10 protein-coding genes are annotated in these 13,910 nt (G+C 73.2%); 4 read left to right on the forward strand and 6 right to left on the reverse strand.

Features of this window, described 5'->3' with window-relative positions; translation table 11 throughout:
- Positions 1-225 precede the first annotated feature (225 nt).
- Positions 226-1,323, forward strand: coding sequence for a mechanosensitive ion channel family protein (locus tag AB0I06_RS01545; RefSeq protein ID WP_363116689.1), 1,098 nt, complete (start codon positions 226-228; stop codon positions 1,321-1,323).
- Positions 1,324-1,358: 35 nt separating this feature from the next.
- Here AB0I06_RS01545 and AB0I06_RS01550 read toward each other — a convergent pair whose 3' ends face one another.
- Positions 1,359-2,903 carry a M1 family metallopeptidase gene (locus AB0I06_RS01550; protein ID WP_363116690.1) on the reverse strand — a complete coding sequence of 515 codons (1,545 nt, stop codon included), beginning with the start codon at positions 2,901-2,903 and terminating at the stop codon, positions 1,359-1,361.
- Between the two features lie 187 nt (positions 2,904-3,090).
- Between AB0I06_RS01550 and AB0I06_RS01555 the strand changes: the two genes are divergently transcribed.
- The gene (locus tag AB0I06_RS01555; protein ID WP_363116691.1) at positions 3,091-5,310 is read left to right on the forward strand and encodes an NADP-dependent isocitrate dehydrogenase; all 2,220 of its coding nucleotides are present in this window, start codon (positions 3,091-3,093) and stop codon (positions 5,308-5,310) included.
- Positions 5,311-5,450: 140 nt separating this feature from the next.
- Here AB0I06_RS01555 and AB0I06_RS01560 read toward each other — a convergent pair whose 3' ends face one another.
- Entirely contained in the window at positions 5,451-5,792 is a 342-nt protein-coding gene (locus AB0I06_RS01560; protein WP_363117013.1) for a DUF5713 family protein, read from the reverse strand.
- Positions 5,793-5,873: 81 nt separating this feature from the next.
- On the opposite strand from AB0I06_RS01560, the gene AB0I06_RS01565 reads away from it, so the two are divergent.
- Positions 5,874-6,680 (forward strand): N-formylglutamate amidohydrolase, encoded by an 807-nt coding sequence (locus AB0I06_RS01565; RefSeq protein WP_363116692.1) that lies wholly within the window; start codon positions 5,874-5,876, stop codon positions 6,678-6,680.
- Here the strand turns inward: AB0I06_RS01565 and AB0I06_RS01570 are convergent.
- From AB0I06_RS01570 to AB0I06_RS01580, 3 genes are all read right to left on the reverse strand, one after another.
- On the reverse strand, positions 6,677-7,126 hold the full coding sequence (locus AB0I06_RS01570; RefSeq protein ID WP_363117014.1) for a hypothetical protein: 450 nt from the start codon (positions 7,124-7,126) through the stop codon (positions 6,677-6,679). The genes AB0I06_RS01565 and AB0I06_RS01570 overlap by 4 nt on opposite strands.
- Positions 7,127-7,266: 140 nt before the next feature.
- A complete protein-coding gene (locus AB0I06_RS01575; protein WP_283968698.1) occupies positions 7,267-7,842 on the reverse strand; it encodes a sigma-70 family RNA polymerase sigma factor in 576 nt (191 codons plus the stop codon).
- A 62-nt stretch (positions 7,843-7,904) separates the two neighbouring features.
- Complete coding sequence (locus tag AB0I06_RS01580) at positions 7,905-9,335, reverse strand: S8/S53 family peptidase (RefSeq protein WP_363116693.1); 1,431 nt, start codon at positions 9,333-9,335, stop codon at positions 7,905-7,907.
- 131 nt (positions 9,336-9,466) lie between these two features.
- Here AB0I06_RS01580 and AB0I06_RS01585 point away from each other — a divergent pair, with 131 nt between their 5' ends.
- Positions 9,467-12,073, forward strand: coding sequence for a CHAT domain-containing protein (locus tag AB0I06_RS01585; RefSeq protein WP_363116694.1), 2,607 nt, complete (start codon positions 9,467-9,469; stop codon positions 12,071-12,073).
- A gap of 42 nt (positions 12,074-12,115) precedes the next feature.
- Here AB0I06_RS01585 and AB0I06_RS01590 read toward each other — a convergent pair whose 3' ends face one another.
- Positions 12,116-13,837, reverse strand: coding sequence for a LuxR family transcriptional regulator (locus AB0I06_RS01590; protein WP_363116695.1), 1,722 nt, complete (start codon positions 13,835-13,837; stop codon positions 12,116-12,118).
- Positions 13,838-13,910: the final 73 nt, after the last annotated feature.

Consider the following 13,910-nt stretch of genomic DNA (forward strand, 5'->3'; position numbering starts at 1 on the left):
TCGTGACGGTGTGTCATGTGCAGCAACTCACCCTGCGCCCACCCCCATCTCCGGTACGGAACCCCGTGCGGGATGCGGCAGGATGAACGATCGTGCCGACCGCGGGTCAGGGTGGTCGGACACGCTACGGACATCCCGGAAACGAGCAGGTGACGACGTGACGAGACTTCACATCCGGCCGCCGGTGGCGGCGTCCGCCGCCCTCTACCGTCCCGGAGGCGACCGGTGAACCGGGCACTGACCGTGGACGATCTGCTGTTCGCCGGCATCGCCCTCGGCTCGGGTCTGCTGGCGGCGTTCGCGCTGCGCATCCTGCTGCGCTGGCTGGGCGGGCACGCCGACCGCACCCGCTGGACCGGCGACGACGTCATCGTGCACGCACTGCGGGCCGTGGTGCCCTGGGCGGCGGTCGTCGGCGGCGTGGCGGGCGCGGCGGCGGTGCTGCCGCTGACGCGGGCGGTGCAGCACACCACCAACCAGGTCCTCACCGTGCTGCTCATCTTCGTCGCGACGGTGTCGGCGGCGCGGGTGATCACCGGGCTGGTGCGCACGGTCACGCAGTCCCGCTCCGGGGTCGCCGGATCGGCCACGATCTTCGTCAACATCACCCGGATCCTGGTCCTGGCGATCGGCTTCCTGGTGGTGCTCCAGACCCTGGGCATCTCCATAGCGCCGATGCTCACCGCCCTGGGTGTCGGCGGTCTCGCGGTCGCGCTGGCGTTGCAGGACACCCTCGCCAACCTCTTCGCGGGCATCCACATCCTCGCCTCCAAGACCGTCCAGCCCGGTGACTACATCCGGCTCAGCAGCGGCGAGGAGGGCTACGTCGAGGACATCAACTGGCGGCAGACGACGATCCGCAACCTGTCGAACAACCTCGTCGTGATCCCCAACGGCCAGCTCGCCAAGGCGAACATGACCAACTTCATGCGCCCGGAGGAGCAGCTGACGGTCCTGGTCCAGGTCGGGGTGGCCTACGACAGCGATCTGGAGCACGTGGAGCGGGTGACCAACGAGGTCATAGCCGAGACGATGACCGAGGTCGAGGGCGCCGTGGCGGACCACGAGCCGATCATCCGGTTCCACACCTTCGGCGACTCCCGCATCGGCTTCACCGTCATCCTGGGCGTCGGCGAGTTCAGCGACCAGTACCGGATCAAGCACGAGTTCATCAAGCGCCTGCACAAGCGCTACCGCCTGGAGGGCATCCGCATCCCCGCCCCGGCCCGGACGGTGGCGCTCCAGCAGGGCGCTGTGGTCATCCCGCAGCAGCGCACCGGCGCGATCGAGCCGGGCGAAGTGGCCTCCGCCCGGCTCGACTAGCACCTCACCGACTCACGGCGTCACCGCTCACCGCGTCACAGCGTCGCGGAGTTGTCGTGGTGCCCGCTGTCCCTCCGGCCGCGCGGAGCCGTGAGGGACGGCGCGACGGGCGTCACGGTCCAGTCGGGGTGGCCCGGCATCCGCGGCGTCTTCGTGCCGTACAGCCAGTCCCGCAGGAATCCGGTGAGGTCCTGGCCGGAGACCTCCGAGGCGACGGCGATGTAGTCCTCCGTGGAGGCGGAGGAGTCGCGGTAGCGCTCGAGGAAGGCGCGCTCGACGGCGTTGAAGGCCGCCTCGCCGATCTGCTGGCGCAGCGCGTAGAGGACGAGGACGCCGCCCAGGTAGCGCTGGCTGTCGAACAGGTTGGCCGCGGTGGGCGCGGCGACCGGCCCGGAGGTGCGACGCCACTGGTCGCCCATGGCGTAGGTGTCCTTCATCCGGGCTTCCATGGTGGTCAGGCCCTTGGAGTCGGCCCAGCCGCGCTCGTAGCGGTACAGCAGCCCGTAGAAGTCGGCGTGGCCCTCGTTCAGCCACAGGTCGGCCCAGGTGGCGGGGCTGACGCTGTTGCCGAAGTAGGAGTGGACCAGCTCGTGCATCATGTGCGAGCCGATCTTGCTCTCCTCCTGGAGGAGGTAGTTCGGCTTGTAGAGCGTGAGGGTCTGCGTCTCCAGGCCGGTGAAGTCGAAGGCGTTGGAGGCGTCGTTGTTGCAGGGCAGCAGGCCGTACGTCTCGAAGGGGTACGCGCCGAGCCGCTGCTCGACCCAGGCGATGAGGGCCGGGGTGAGCGCCAGGGCCGGTTCCAGGGCGGCGGCCCGGGCCACGGGGACGACGTCGCGCAGCGGCAGGCCGTGCGGACCCTGCCGGTCCTTGATCACGTAGTCGCCGACGGTGATCTGCACCACCTCGGTGGCGATCGGCGAGCGCGAACGGTACGTGTACGCGGTGCGGTCACCGGAAAGCTGTTCGGTGCGCTCCAGCATGCCGCTCGCGACGCCCCGCAGTCCGGCGGGCACGGTGATGCGGAAGGTGAAGTCGGCCTTGTCGGAGGGGTGGTCGTTGCAGGGGAAGACGGTGTGCGCCAGGTTCGGCTGGCAGCACACCGCGAATCCGTCCGGGGTGGCCACCCAGCCGCCGGCGGGCGGCGGGATCCGGCGCGGGTCGGCGCCGTAGGCCACGCGCACGGTGACCCGGGCCTTCGCCGGGAGCCGGCAGTCGGGGGTGATCCGCAGCTTCTCGGCCACCTGCTCGAAGGCGGCCGCGCGCCCGTCGACGCTCACCGAGCGAATGTCCAGGCCGAGCGCGTCCAGGGAGAAGCGGCTCAGGGCCTGGGTGGTGCGCAGGGTCAGGGTCGCGGTGGCCTCGACGAGCCTGGTCGTGGCGTCGTACGCGAAGTCGAGGTGGTAGGCCCCGACGCGGTAGCCGCCGTTGCCGAGGTCGGGGTAGACGGAGTCACCGAGGGTCTCGGGGCCCGGGGTGCCGCCGGTCCTGGTGGCCGCCTGGGCCGGTACCCCCGTGGTCAGTGCCGCCGCCGTGCCGAGGAGGGCGACCGCCGGGGCCGTCACTCTGGTGCGATATCTCATGGTCAGCTTTCGCTCGGACGGCCGGGTGGTCAGGTCCGGCCGTGGCTCGAAGTGAGTGATCTCTCTCCAGGACTCGGGAACGGCCCGATCGGTTGCACGAAACTGGGCGCGGACCCCTGTCGAGACGAGGTCGGTCACGAGATATCTTGATGTCGAGCAATGTTGCAGACGTGGAGCGGAGCACCCGGTGACTGACTCGACCATCATCTATACGCACACTGACGAGGCCCCCGCCCTGGCGACGTATTCCTTCCTGCCGGTGGTCCGGGCGTACGCGTCGCAGGCGGGTGTCCCCGTGGAGACCCGCGACATCTCGCTGGCCGGACGCATCATCGCCGTGTTCCCGGAGTACCTGACCGAGGACCAGCGCATCCCGGACGCCCTCGCCGAGCTCGGTGAGCTGGCCAAGACGCCCGCCGCCAACATCATCAAGCTGCCGAACATCTCGGCGTCCATCCCCCAGCTCAAGGCCGCCGTGGCCGAGCTGCAGGGCCAGGGCTACGCGCTGCCGGACTACCCGGACGACCCGAAGACCGACGAGGAGCGCGAGATCCGCGCCCGCTACGACAAGATCAAGGGTTCCGCCGTGAACCCGGTCCTGCGTGAGGGCAACTCCGACCGGCGCGCCCCCGCCTCGGTCAAGAACTACGCCAAGTCGCACCCGCACCGCATGGGCGCCTGGACCCCCGAGTCCAAGACGAACGTGGCGACCATGGGGCAGAACGACTTCCGCTCCACCGAGAAGTCCGTCGTGATCGCCGAGGACGGCGCGCTGCGCATCGAGCTGGTCGGCGACGACGGCACCACCACCGTGCTGCGCGAGTCCGTACCGGTCACCGCCGGCGAGGTCGTCGACGCCTCCGTGATGCGCGTCGCCGCGCTGCGCGAGTTCCTGACCGCGCAGGTCGCCGAGGCGAAGGCCCAGGGCGTGCTGTTCTCCGTGCACCTGAAGGCCACGATGATGAAGGTCTCCGACCCGATCGTCTTCGGCCACGTGGTGCGCGCCTTCTTCCCGAAGACGTTCGCGCAGTACGGCGACAAGCTCGCCGCGGCCGGCCTCACCCCGAACGACGGTCTGGGCGGCATCTACAAGGGCCTGGAGGCCCTGCCGGAGGGCGCCGAGATCAAGGCCTCCTTCGACGCCGAGCTCGCCGAGGGCCCGGAGCTGGCCATGGTCGACTCCGACAAGGGCATCACGAACCTGCACGTCCCCTCGGACGTCATCGTCGACGCCTCCATGCCGGCCATGATCCGCACCTCCGGCCACATGTGGGGCCCCGACGGCCAGGAGCACGACACCCTCGCGGTGCTGCCGGACTCCTCCTACGCGGGTGTCTACCAGGCCGTGATCGACGACTGCCGGGCCAACGGCGCCTACGACCCGTCCACCATGGGCTCGGTGCCGAACGTCGGTCTGATGGCGCAGAAGGCCGAGGAGTACGGCAGCCACGACAAGACCTTCGAGATCGCCACCACGGGCACGGTCCGCCTGGTCGACGGCAACGGCACCGCGCTCATCGAGCAGAGCGTCTCGGCCGGTGACATCTTCCGCGCCTGCCAGACCAAGGACGCGCCGATCAGGGACTGGGTGAAGCTGGCCGTCACCCGCGCCCGCGCCACCGGCGACCCGGCCGTGTTCTGGCTGGACGAGACCCGCGCGCACGACGCCAACCTGATCGCCAAGGTCAACACCTACCTCGCCGAGCACGACACCGAGGGCCTGGACATCCGGATCCTCAACCCGGTCGAGGCGACGAAGCTGTCGGTGGAGCGCATCCGCCGCGGCGAGAACACGATCTCGGTGACCGGCAACGTGCTGCGCGACTACCTCACCGACCTGTTCCCGATCCTGGAGCTGGGCACCAGCGCCAAGATGCTGTCGGTCGTCCCGCTGATGGCGGGCGGCGGCCTGTTCGAGACGGGTGCGGGCGGCTCGGCTCCCAAGCACGTGCAGCAGCTGGTCAAGGAGAACTACCTGCGCTGGGACTCCCTGGGTGAGTTCTTCGCCCTGGTTCCCTCCTTCGAGCAGTTCGCGAAGGTCACGGGCAACGCCCGCGCGCAGGTCCTGGCCGACACCCTCGACCGCGCCACGGCGACCTTCCTCAACGAGGACAAGTCCCCGACCCGTCGCGTCGGCGGCATCGACAACCGCGGCAGCCACTTCTACCTGTCCCTGTACTGGGCCCAGGAGCTGGCGCGCCAGACCGAGGACGCCGACCTGGCGAAGGTCTTCGCCCCGCTGGCCGAGACGCTCGCCGCGAACGAGCAGAAGATCGTCGACGAGCTGATCTCCGCCCAGGGCAAGCCCGTCGACATCGGCGGCTACTACCAGCCCGACCCGGCCAAGGCCGCGGAGGCCATGCGCCCGTCCACCACGTGGAACGAGGCCCTGGCGTCCCTGAGCTGACGCTCCGGGCCGCATCGGCCCCTCGGCTCCGCCCCGGCCGGCACCGCGCCCGGCCGGGGCGGAGCCATGTACGCCCCCGGGCCCTCGACGCTGCCCCGGGCCTCGCCACTCCCCCGGCTCTCACCACTCCCGTGGGCCTTTCACCATTCCCGTGTGGCGATCAGCTCCTCCACGTCCGCGTCCGGGAAGCCGTACGCCCGCGCGAGGAAGGCGAAGTCCGCGGCTATCTCCTCCCGGGCCACCGTCTCGATCTCGCTCCCGGCCGCATGGAACGCGGCTTCCAGGTCGTTGAACTCCTCCGTGGCCGCCCGCGTCAGCGCGTACAGCGTGCCGAGGCCGGTGGGCCGCTCCGACTCGATGCGCTCGCACAGGGCGAGCAGGATCGCGCGACCGCGGTCCACCACCTGATCGGGGTAGTAGGGGTCCTCGTACAGACCTCGGAGAAACGGGTGGGTGCTCACCTGCTCGTTGCTGATCGGCATGACGTCCTCGGTCTCGGCGGTCCGGCGATGTGGCACCTTGATCGTGTCGCACCCCACTGACAACGCCCCCGGAGCCGCCTCGTGACCGACGCCCCTTCCTCCTTCGCGCTGCTGCCCGGGGACGGGCGGTCGCCGGTGATCCTCCATGTGCCGCACTCCGCCCGGGAGATACCGCACGCCGTGCGGGCGGGGATCGTGCTGGACGACGTAGAGCTGGAGCGGGAGCTGGACCACATCACCGACGCGCACACGGCGGAGATCGCCCGGGCGGCGGCGGGGTGGGCGGGGGCCAGGCCGTGGCTGTTCGTCAACGGGCTCTCGCGGCTGGTCGTCGACCCGGAGCGGTTCCCGGACGAGCGCGAGGAGATGCTGGCCGTCGGGATGGGGGCGGTCTACACCCGGACCACGCACGGCACCGCGCTGCGGCCCGAGGACTTCGACGCCGCGCCGCTCCTCGAGCGGTACTTCGAACCGTACGCGCGCGGGATGGCGCAGGCCGTGGCGGACCGGCTGGCGGCCACCGGGCGGGCCGTGATCATCGACGTGCACTCCTACCCGAGCCGGAGGCTGCCCTACGAGCTGCACGGGGAGGGGCCCCGGCCGCCGGTCTGCCTGGGCACGGACCCCTTCCACACGCCTCCCGCGCTGGTGGACGCCGCCCGGGAGGCCTTCGGGCGGACGCGGCTCGACGCCCCGTTCAGCGGGACGTACGTCCCGCTGGAGTTCTACGGGACGCGGCCCGAGGTGAGCGCCCTCATGGTGGAGATCCGCCGGGACACCTACATGACCGAGCCGGGCGGTCCCGCCGGGCCAGGTCTGAAGCGGCTCGGCCGGGCACTGGCCGGGCTGGTCGACGCCGCGTCCGACCTGCCCGGACGGCATACCTAGGCCCGTAGCCACTCCGTCACCACCACGTCCCCGCCGGTTAGCAGCCTGAGGGCGAAGGGGCCGGACACCGGCACGTCACCCGTGAAGCGGCCCAGGTCGTCGGATGTGAGCGGGGAGCCGGTCCGCGGCCCGCCGAGGATCTCGATCCGGACCGGCTGCGGCGGCAGCACCTGCCCCATCAGCCCCTGCGCGGTCACCTCCACGTCCACGGTCACCTCGCCCGCCTGGAAGGTCAACATCCGGGGCACGTCGACGGCGCCCCGGACCGGGAGGGCGTCGACCAGCGAGTCGAAGGTCAGCTCTGCCACGCGCGCGTCGAGATCGCGCAGCGCGTAGGCGTCGACGGCGATCTGCCGGAGCTCAGCCGGCACCGGGTCGAGGACGGCGGCGGCCTGCCGCAACTCCTCCTCCAGCAGCTCCGCGGCGAACTCCTCGTCCCCCGGCATCCCTTCGCCGGACGAATCGCCGTCGTGCAGACCATCGGCACTCGCACCGTCGTCGTGCAGACCGTCGGCACCCGGATCGCCGTCGTGCAGGCCGTCGTCGTGCAGGCCGTCGTCGTGCAGACCGTCGTCGTGCATGCCGCTCACATCGCCCCCCGTGCCTCGAGCCGGGCCCGCAGGCGCCGCAGACAGCGCTGGCGCAGCGGTCCGATGCTGCCCACCGCGATCCCCAGCGCGGCGGACACGTCCTGGTAGCTGGGCGGCGGCGTGGCCATCAGCACACGCAGCAACTGCCTGCACCGCTCGCCCAGTTCCTCGAACTCCTGCCACAGCCGCCGTACGCGTTCGCTCTGCGCGGCGGCCTCCTCCGAGTCGAGCAGCGACTGTTCCGGCGTGCCGTCCTCGCTGACCCGGTCCAGGAGTCGCGGGTCGTCCGTCAGGGTCAGCCGCTGGGAGTTCCTGATGACCTTGAGGCATTCGTGGCGCGCGGTGCTCGCCAGCCACGCGCCCGCCTTGCCGGGCTCACGGATCCGCCCGAGGTGCTGGGCGAAGCGGAACCAGGCCGTCTGGTACACCTCGTGGGCGTCGGCGTCGGAGAGCCGATGGGCCCGGACGACCGACCACACCAAGGGGCTCAGCCCTTCCACGAGCGCCTTCCAGGCCGCCGCGTCACCGTCGGCGGCTGCCTGGACGAGCGCGCCGGCATCACTACGGTCCACAGCGGCCCCACCCCTCCGGTACGGCACGTCATCGTACGCGGTGGAGGGGGCGGCTCCGGTCCTCACAGTCCGGGGCCGAGGCGCACGACCGGAACCGGGCGCCAGGTGGGCGGACGCAGCGCCGGGACGCGGGCGCCGCGCACTTCGGCGAACCCGGCCTCGGAGTCGAGGAGTTGACGCCCGGCCGCGCGCGGATCGGTCTCCTTGTGCGCCGTCATGTGGGCGGCGACCAGACCGGCGGTCACCGGGGCGGCGAAGGAGGTGCCGCTCCACTGCGCGTACCCCTCGAACATCACCTGGTCCGGCTTGGCCGCGTCGCCGTCGTCGCTGAGCACACCGCTGTGACGGGGGTGCCGGCAGGTGCAGCCGTAGGAGAAGCCGTAGCGGCAGGCGTCGTACGTGGAGTGCTGGTACACGTACGGGACGGGCGAGTCGAAGCCGGTGAGGGCGCTGGTGAGGCGCTCGCCGGGGGCGTAGACCTTCACCCACGGCCCGTGGTTGGTGAAGCAGGCGCCGTGCTCGCCGTCGCTGCGCAGGGCGCCGACCGACAGCACGGAGTCCTCCCAGCCGGGCAGAGCCGCGTAGGCGGCGGGCCAGAACGGCGAGGCGCCGGCGTTGTTGCCCGCGGCGGCGACCAGCAGGGTGCGCTGCTCGCGCAGTTCCCGCATGAAGTTCTCGACGCCGAGCAGTCCGTCGGTGCGGCCGTTGGAGGTGCCGGCGGAGAGGCTGAGGACGTCCGGCCAGCCGCCGGCGTCGACGGCCTCGAAGAGCTTCTCGCCGAACTCCGATTCCAGGATGGCGCCGGCGTCGTTGAGGGTGCCGCGCACGGTGATGTCGGTGTTGGGTGCGACAGCGGCGACCAGCCCGGCGATGAACGTGCCGTGTCCGACGTACTGCTGGAGGATGCCCCGGTCGTCGCACTCCTGGAGCTGGGCGTCGCCGTCGGTGTGGGCGAGCAGGCCGCAGGAGCGGTAATCGTGCATGAGGCCGGTGTCCACGACGAGGACGCCGACGGCGGTGTCCGGGTCGTGGGGCGTGCCGGCGGCAGCCGGGTTGGGTGGCTCGCCGAGCGGAACCGGGACGGGTTCGTCGCCGGGGCAGGCGTTGACCGCGATGTGCACGACGTGGTTGCGGGCGACCATCCGGCGCCCGGCCCGGGACTCGTGCTCGCGTACCGAGCGCAGGGCGTGCGCGACCGTCCGGTCGGCGTCCCTGCCCCCTTCGCCGGGGTCGCCGACGCGGATACGGGTGATGCCGCTGCGGTTGGCCTGCGGTCCCGCGCGGCGGACCTGCTCCTGGTCGAGGTCGGGTGCCGCCGTGAAGTGCGCCCGGACCGTGTCCTCGACGATCCGGGCCTCCTCACCGTCGCGGACGAGGACCACGCCCTTCTCGTACATGAACTCCGCCGAGTCGTCCGGACCCATCGCGAGGGGGACGTCCGGCATCGAGCGCTGGACCTGCTCGAACTGCTCGTGGAATCGCTGAGGTGCCATGGCGGGTCCTCCCGTTGGTGCGACGGCGTCGGCCGGTGCCGCGGAGCGGTCGTCAACAAGAGGCGCCGCGCGGTCCCTTGATACAGGTCGGCACCTGTGGGGCGCGCTCCGGGAGCACTACCATCCGAGGCGTGACGGCGGGAAGCGACTCGGTGACGGAACTGCTGCCGATGGTGTTCGCCGACCCGGGCGAGGCCCTCGCGAGGGCCCGGGCGCTGCTCGACGCCGGTCCGTCCCCGATCGAGGCCTCCGTCGCGCACCAGGTGATCGGCATCTGGCAGCGGGACTTCGGCGATCTGCGGCTGGCGCTGCACCATCTGCGGCGGGCCCGGGAGTGCGCGGCGCGCGCGGACTCGGCCGACCGGGAGGCGGACGTGCTGGCCACGCTGGGCGTGGCGCTGGTGCACGCGGGCCGCACCCGGGAGGGCCTGGCGGCGTTCGAGCGGGGCGTCGCGCGGGGCGCGGGGCACACCAGGGCCCGGGTGCTGTACCGGCGGGCGTACGTGTGGTGGGTGCTCGGTCACCACCGCGAGGCGCTGGAGGACGTGCGCCGGGCGGTGCCCGTGCTGCGGCAGGCGGACGACGTGATCTGGACGGCGCGGGCACTGACCCTGCGCGCCACCGTGCATCTGGCGCTGGGCGCGGTGGAACGGGCCGAGGCGGACTTCACCGCCGCCGAGGCGCTGTGGGACACCACCGGCCAGGAGCACGACAAGGCCGACGCGGTGGAGAGCCGGGGTCTGGCCGCGTTCCGGTCCGGGGACGTGCCGGCGGCGCTGCGGCTGCTGGACGAGGCGGAGGAGCGGTACGCCCGGCTCGGCACGCCGACGTTCATGCTGAACATCCGGCGCTGCGAGGTGCTGATGGCGGCGGGTCTCGCCCCCGAGGCGCTGGCCGAGGCGGACGCGGCGATCGGCAGGCTGGAGGGGATCGGCGGGCAGTCCACCCGCAAGGCGGAGCTGCTGCTGGCCGCGGCGCGGGCCGCCCGGCTGGCGGGCGATCCGCACACGGCGACCGCCCGCGCGGCGCTCGCGGTACGGCTGTTCGCCGGGCAGCGGCGCACCTGGTGGGAGACGCATGCCCGGCTGGTGCTGATCGAGGCGCGGCACGCGGCCGGGCGCGGCTCGGGGCGGCTGGTCGCCGACGCCGCCGCGGTGGCCGGGACGCTGGCGTCGTTCGGTGCTCCGGCCGCGCCGGAGGCGGCGCTGCTCGCGGGCCGGATCGCGCTGGGCCTGGGCTGGACGGCGGAGGCGGAGCGGCACCTGGCCGTGGCAGCGCGCAGCCGGCGCGGCGGTCCGCCCCTGGCGCGGATGACGGGCTGGGCGGCGCAGGCCCTGCGCGCGCGGGCCGCGGGTTCGGCCCGGGGCGTGCTGGAGGCCTGCCGGCGTGGCCTGGACGTCCTGGACGACCACCGGATGACGCTGGGTGCCTCGGAGCTGAGGGCCCGCGCCACCGAACAGGGCGCCGAGCTGGCGGCGTTGGCGCAGCGGGCCAGTCTGGTCTCCGGCGGACCGCGGCGGTTGCTGGTGTGGAGCGAGCGCTGGCGGGCCACCGTGCTGTCCACCCCGCCGACCCGGCCGCCCGCCGATCCGGAGCTGCTCAGCGGCATGACCGCGTTCCGGGAGATCGCCTCCCGTGCGGAGGCAGCCCGGATGGACGGCCGGCCGGTTCTGGCGCTGGAGCGTGAACAGCGGCGCCTGGAGCGGCAGATCCGCTCCCGGACGCTGCACATACGGGGTGAGGCGCCCGGGGACGGTGACCGGTTCGACGTCGGCCGGCTGCTTCAGCGGCTGGGTGACGAGGTGCTGCTGGTGGAACTCGCCGTGCTGGACGGGCGGGTGCAGGTGCTGCTGTGCGGGCGGGGGCGGGTGCGCCGGTTCGAGGCGGGGCTGCTCGCCGAGGCCGAGACGGAGGCCGAGCACGTGCAGGCGGGGCTGCGGCGGCTGGCCCACCCGGGGGCGGATGCCCGGCTTCCGGTGGTGGAGGCGGCGGGACGGCGGCTGGAGGAGCTGCTCCTCGGACGGGCCGCGGCGCACCTGGGGGGCGGGCCGGTGGTGATCGTGCCGCCGGGGCGGCTGCACCGGGTGCCGTGGGCGCTGCTGCCGTCGCTGCGGGAGCGGGTGCTCAGTGTGTCGCCGTCGGCGGGCAGTTGGCTGCGGGCCCGGGAGACGGCGCCGCCGCCTGACGGCTGCCATGTGCTGGTGCGCGGCCCGGGGCTGGCCACCGGAGGCGCCGAGGTGCCCGAGCTGGCCGGCCGGTACGGCTGCGCCACCGTCCTGGAGGACGACGAGGCGCGGGTGCCGCGGGTGCTGGAGGAGCTGGACGGGGCGGCGCTGGCACACATCGCCGCGCACGGCACGTTCCGTGCGGACAGCCCGTTGTTCTCCTCCCTGCGGATGGCCGACGGGCCGATCGTCGTGCACGACTTCGAGCGGCTGGAGCGCAGCCCGTACCGGATCATCCTGTCCTGCTGCGACACCGCCCGGCTCGCCTCCGTCGGCGCCGACGAACTGCTGGGCCTGGTCACGGCGTTGCTGCCGCTCGGCACGGCCGGGGTGGTAGCGTGCAGCGCGCCCGTCAACGACGCCGCGGTGGTGCCGCTGATGCTCGCGCTGCACAAGGGCCTGGACGCCGGCCTGTCCCTGGCGGAGGCGCTGCGCGACGCCCGGGCCGCGCTGCCGGGCGACGCGCTGCACCAGGCGACGGGCTGGGCGTTCTCGGCGTTCGGGGCGGCCTGACCCGTCCCCTGTTCGGGTCAGGCCGCCGGTCCTGGGTGCCGGCTAGGCCGGTTGGGCCTCCTGTGTCCGGTCCGGCCACGGCAGGGCGCCGCGGTCGTTCGCTCCGAGCCGGGCGTAGGCGCTGTACAGGTGGTTGCCGACGGTGCGGATCGACAGGGTGAGGCGTTCGGCGATCTGCCGGTTGGTCAGTCCGGCCGCGGCGAGGGTGACGATCTGCCGCTGCCGGGCGGTGAGTTCACCGAGGAACAGCCCGGACAGGGCGGGGGTGCGGGCGCCCTGGCAGCGCCGGGCGAGCGCGACGGCCCGGGTGCGGGAGTGCCGGGCGGCGCGCGGGTCGCGGTGGACGCCCACGGCCTGGGCGTGCGCCTCGGCGGCGAAGAGCAGGAAGCCGCGCCGCTCCAGTTCCCCGGCCACGTCGTCCAGGTCCGGTCCGTCGGCGCGGGTGAGGGCGTCGGCGTGCCGGGCGAAGACGCCGCCGAGCCGGTCGATGACCTTTTCGGGGGTGCCGGCGCGGACGGCGTCGTAGGGGTCGGTGAGGGCTGCCGGGTCCGGCTCTCGCGGCGGGGCCACGGTCGCCGCGACGCGGGCGAGTTCCGCCCGGCAGGCCGCGTTCCCTGGTTCGCCGCGCAGGCCTTCCCGCGCCCAGGCCGCCGCGTCCCGCACCTCCCCGCGCAGCCGCGCGAACCGGGCGCGCACCGCGGCGTGGCCGCCCGGCACCGGGCCGCCCTCGGCGACCAGCCAGTCCCCCACCGGCGTGGGCACCGCCCGTACGTCGTCCTGGTCGATCCGGTGGGCCAGTGCGGCCGACTCGGCGGCCAGGGCGGCGGCGTGGGCGTCGGGGGCCCGGCCCAGCCGCCGTGCCCGCAGTCGGCCCGCCGAAGCCCGGAGCACCGGCCCGTACAGGGGGTGGGCGAGGCGGGCGGCCCCGTGCTCGTCGACCTCGACCAGGCCTTCGGTCTCCAGGGCTTCGAGGGCGCCGAGGTCCAGGTCGTCCGGGTCCGGGGGCAGGGGTTCGGTGAAGGCGAGGCGGTCGAGGGTCTCCCGTTCGAGCGGGTGGTCCCGGCCGAGGACGGCGGCGGCGCGCTCCCGCACGGCCGGGGTGAGCGGCACCGGGCCTCGCCAGGCCCGTTCATCGGTGCCGGGGACGGGCGTGAGCAATCCGCGCACCGCCGCGAGCAGGTCGCGCAGCAGCCGCAGATCGCCCTGGCCCAGGCTGCGCAGACGGTTGACGGTGAGTGCGTCGAGAGGACCGGCGCCGGCCGTGAGCAGCCGTCCGGTCTCCTCCTCGGGCAGGGGCTCCAGCGCGAGGCGCGGCAGGAGTTCGCCCGTCCACAGCCGGGCGATCGCGCCGGGCACCGGGCTGCCGTCGGTGACGACGACCAGCAGCCGGGTGCGTCCGTGCACGGCCAGTTGGTGGACCAGGGCGGCGGAGGCGTCGTCGAGGAGGTGCGCGTCGTCCACGAGCAGCGTGCGGATGCCGGACAGCGCCCGGACCGCGCCGTGCAGTGTGACAGGCTCGGGCAGCAGGTGCGCGAACGCGGCGAAGGGGATGGCCCGGCTCTCGGGTGTGCCGGCCGCGCGGGCGCAGTCGGTGCCGCGGACGGCCTCGGCCGCGAGGCGGGTCTTGCCGCAACCGGCCGGGCCCGTCACCACGATGCCGCGCCGTACACCGCTCATCGACCGTCCCACCAGCTCCAGTTCGTCCTCCCGCCCGGCGAACGGCCAGGGCAGCTCCAGCGTCGCCGCGTTCCTCTCGTAGGTCATCACACAGACATGAGCGCGGCTGCTCACTTCTGATACAGGGTGACTTGAGTAGTCCCCGACTCAGGCGTCGCGG

The organism is Streptomyces sp. NPDC050674 (genome assembly GCF_040654575.1).
In the GTDB taxonomy this organism is placed as follows: domain Bacteria; phylum Actinomycetota; class Actinomycetes; order Streptomycetales; family Streptomycetaceae; genus Streptomyces.

Excerpts from the sequence above, each read along its gene's own strand:
- AB0I06_RS01550 (WP_363116690.1), bottom strand. The coding sequence starts at position 2,903 with ATGAGATATCGCACCAGAGTGACGGCCCCGGCGGTCGCCCTCCTCGGC.
- AB0I06_RS01560 (WP_363117013.1), bottom strand. The coding sequence starts at position 5,792 with ATGCCGATCAGCAACGAGCAGGTGAGCACCCACCCGTTTCTCCGAGGT.
- AB0I06_RS01570 (WP_363117014.1), bottom strand. The coding sequence starts at position 7,126 with ATGCCGGGGGACGAGGAGTTCGCCGCGGAGCTGCTGGAGGAGGAGTTG.
- AB0I06_RS01580 (WP_363116693.1), bottom strand. The coding sequence starts at position 9,335 with ATGGCACCTCAGCGATTCCACGAGCAGTTCGAGCAGGTCCAGCGCTCG.
- AB0I06_RS01590 (WP_363116695.1), bottom strand. The coding sequence starts at position 13,837 with ATGACCTACGAGAGGAACGCGGCGACGCTGGAGCTGCCCTGGCCGTTC.